This window comes from Bacillus sp. B4EP4a, assembly GCF_006680105.1.
GTDB lineage: Bacteria > Bacillota > Bacilli > Bacillales > DSM-1321 > Peribacillus > Peribacillus simplex_E.
In genome coordinates this window covers 1-3,020 of sequence record NZ_VHIK01000098.1, presented here as the reverse complement: position 1 = coordinate 3,020, position 3,020 = coordinate 1, and the positions used below count along the sequence as shown (strand labels likewise).

Genomic DNA, 3,020 nt, shown 5'->3' with positions numbered 1-3,020 from the left:
TTTGCAGCACGTAGCATTTGGCATGATGTTAAAAGACGGCAAGAAAATGTCGACACGTAAAGGGAAAGTCGTGCTGCTTGCGGATGTATTGGCAGAGGCAATCGAAACTGCGAAGCGCAATATTGAAGAAAAAAATCAAGCGCTTGAACAGAAAGAACTGGTTGCAAGACAGGTTGGTGTCGGAGCGGTAATCTTTAATGATTTAAAAAATAACCGCATGAACGATATTGATTTTTCATTAGAGCAAATGATGAATTTTGAGGGAGAAACGGGTCCATATGTACAGTACACATTTGCGCGAATTTCCTCATTGCTTGAAAAAGGTGAATTTAAAGAGCAGTCCATCACTTTTGAAGCTTTAGGAGAATATGCGTGGCCGGTTATCCAGCTGTTGGAGCAATACCCGATCATTGTCCAAAAATCATTTGAACAAGCCGATCCATCACAAATCGCGAAATTCAGTCTGCATTTATCGCGTGCATTCAATAAGTATTATGCACATACGAAAATCTTGGTTGAAGATGAATGGAAACAAATGAAGCTCTCATTCGCTTTTTCCGTAGCGATTGTATTAAAGGATGCGCTAAGTTTATTGGGAATTTCAGCGCCGAATAAAATGTAAGTTAAAGAGTCCTTGCATTAGCGAAGAAAACTGAATAAAAAAAGAATCCATTTTGATCAATTCTCCTTCAAAATGGATTCTTTCAAAATAAAATGGAAGCAAAAAACGCCTACTCGATGACATCGAACCATAACGGGGATTTATTATCAGGTTCACCATTGTAATTGATCGTTATTTCCTCGCCAGCCTTTATATCTTTATGTGCATAAAAGTCTATCGTTAAATCTTCTAAATTATTATCGAATGTCGCATTTGGAGTGTATGAATGATTGAATAGTGAACCATTTCCTAAGGCAATGACAGTTTCATCGTCATCTCCCCAATAGAAACAGTGAGGAAAGAGTGCGGTTTTCTTTAGATATTTCCATTCATGTTTGGGTGAAATGATGACAGGTGATACCTCAATGAGTTCATCTTTTTTAATATCCCTTGTAGCATATACTCCCCTGCCATACTTCCCCGTATTTTTAATGCAGATTGGTGACACGGAAGCAACTCCCCTTTTTCGGTCCTGTTTGGCTATCAGTTGTGTCGTGGCATTTTTTTCATCTAGGCCACCAAGGTGCTTATTTAAGTAATCACTGCGTTTGCGAATGAATTCGAAGATGAATTCCGGTTCCTTGTCGAATAGATCAATCTTATTCTTTTTATATGGATCAAGAAGGATGTGGGGGCGTATGCCCTGGTGCAGTGGTAATACTTTATTTTCCATATGCTTCACAGTAAATGTGGTTTCCAATGTTTCAACCAAAAGGTCTTTGTAGAACTTACTGTATTCCGGAACCTGCAAGAGCAGAGGAATAAGGTGGTTTGTCTTTTTCCCTCCGATAGGGACATATGTGTGCTCCATGATCCCCCCACTGACTTTGCGTCCCCAAGTGGCATCGTAATCCCAAGGAATGATTTCAAATAACTTCGTTTTACTATTGCGATATAGTGCATAGTTATGAGTGAAACCGTCGTTATTCATGGTGCAAACGGCTCCAACCAGCCAGCGTAAGTATTTATGGATATCAAGATGCTGCGAGACTACTTCAGGAAACTTTGCAAGTGGGGTGGTGTTGATTTTTTTGATGAATTCGATTAGATATTCATCATCGGCGGGTTTGCCAAACGCTTGTTTATAGCCTGACGTAAGGGAGTCTTTCGCTTTCCCGTCCCTTTCCAATGAAAAGTTGGCATTATTGTTGACAGCATAATAAATCGGGCCGGCAGGAAGTCCTCTTTTTTCTAAAAAAACCCCATCGACGGAATCCAATTGTAAATACACACCTTTAAACGTGCCATTTCGGAATAGGTTGATGTGTTGGCTATGAGGGGAAAGGACACCAAGGTCTTGAAAGAAATCGAGTGAGAGTTTATTGCGAATGAGGGAAGGATCCCTGTATTCTGCATTGAGATGGATTTTGTGGGCGCCAAAGAATCGTTCTGGCTCGATGAAATCAATCCAATAGGATCTTTTCCGGAATTTGCGGGTATAAGAGCCCCGATAGGCAATATCGATAACATAAATGTCGTTTTCTACTTTCAAATGGGCGGGAATAGGGTCATCGCTCCAAATATCCGCACGTAAATCTTCTAGATCTTCTTCTTCTATCATTAAGAAATAAGATGGAATATGATAAGACATACACTCACCTTCCTTCCTTGTATAAGATGTTTTATGGACAGTCTTGACCTTAATGAAGCCGTAATATCATAAAATACTTCCACTTGATCAATCAGGGATTAATCAAGCTGAAGCATTTTATATTTAACTATCTATCTTCTTCTTTTTTTGCCACGTCCAGTGGACGAGCTTGAACTTGAACTTGATGAAGTAGATGTTGTTGTTGTAGATGTGATACCAGTAGTTATGATACCAGTAGCTGTGTTGCCAGTAGCTGTGTTGCCAGTAGATTATTTTCCAGTGGATTTACTGCCAGTGGACTTGCTGCCAGTAGAAGTGCTACCAGTAGAAGTGCTACCGGTAGATGAACTGCCAGATGAAGCTGCTTTTCCTTTTTTCCCTTTCGGCATACAAACTCCTCCTTTAATAAGGTTAATTTTATGATATGCAGTATCGTACATACGTGAGCGTCAGTTAATGACAAACGGGCTAATAAAAATTAACGGAGAGGATTTAGCAGAGTTGCCTAATCCCAGGAGATTTATAGAATGGATAAGCAACAAAATGGAGTACCGTCCATTGTTAACATCTTTCGTCAATCATTGCATCATGATCAGGCATTATAATAAATTCATGAAAAAAATGCCCTTTAATCCCGATGACCGGGAAGAAAGGGCATGTACCGCGGACATATCAATGAACTGGATGTCACGTCACGGCTATAATAAATTAATAAGCCAAGCTGAATAGGGCTTTGATGTGTGATAGATAGCGAACATTACTTGCTTC

3 protein-coding genes and 1 pseudogene are annotated in these 3,020 nt (G+C 39.8%); 2 read left to right on the top strand and 2 right to left on the bottom strand.

Features of this window, described 5'->3' with window-relative positions:
• A partial coding sequence (gene argS / locus FNK51_RS26170; protein WP_141995236.1) for an arginine--tRNA ligase domain-containing protein occupies window positions 1-622 on the top strand: 622 nt, incomplete at its 5' end.
• A gap of 109 nt (window positions 623-731) precedes the next feature.
• Here argS and FNK51_RS27480 read toward each other — a convergent pair.
• Complete coding sequence (locus FNK51_RS27480; protein WP_286178904.1) at window positions 732-1,109, bottom strand: SET domain-containing protein; 378 nt, start codon at window positions 1,107-1,109, stop codon at window positions 732-734.
• A 72-nt stretch (window positions 1,110-1,181) separates the two neighbouring features.
• Window positions 1,182-2,252: pseudogene (locus FNK51_RS26165) on the bottom strand (CotH kinase family protein); the annotation flags it as partial.
• 456 nt (window positions 2,253-2,708) lie between these two features.
• Here FNK51_RS26165 and FNK51_RS26160 point away from each other — a divergent pair.
• The gene (locus FNK51_RS26160; RefSeq protein ID WP_141995235.1) at window positions 2,709-2,981 is read left to right on the top strand and encodes a hypothetical protein; all 273 of its coding nucleotides are present in this window, start codon (window positions 2,709-2,711) and stop codon (window positions 2,979-2,981) included.
• The last annotated feature ends 39 nt before the right edge of the window (window positions 2,982-3,020 follow it).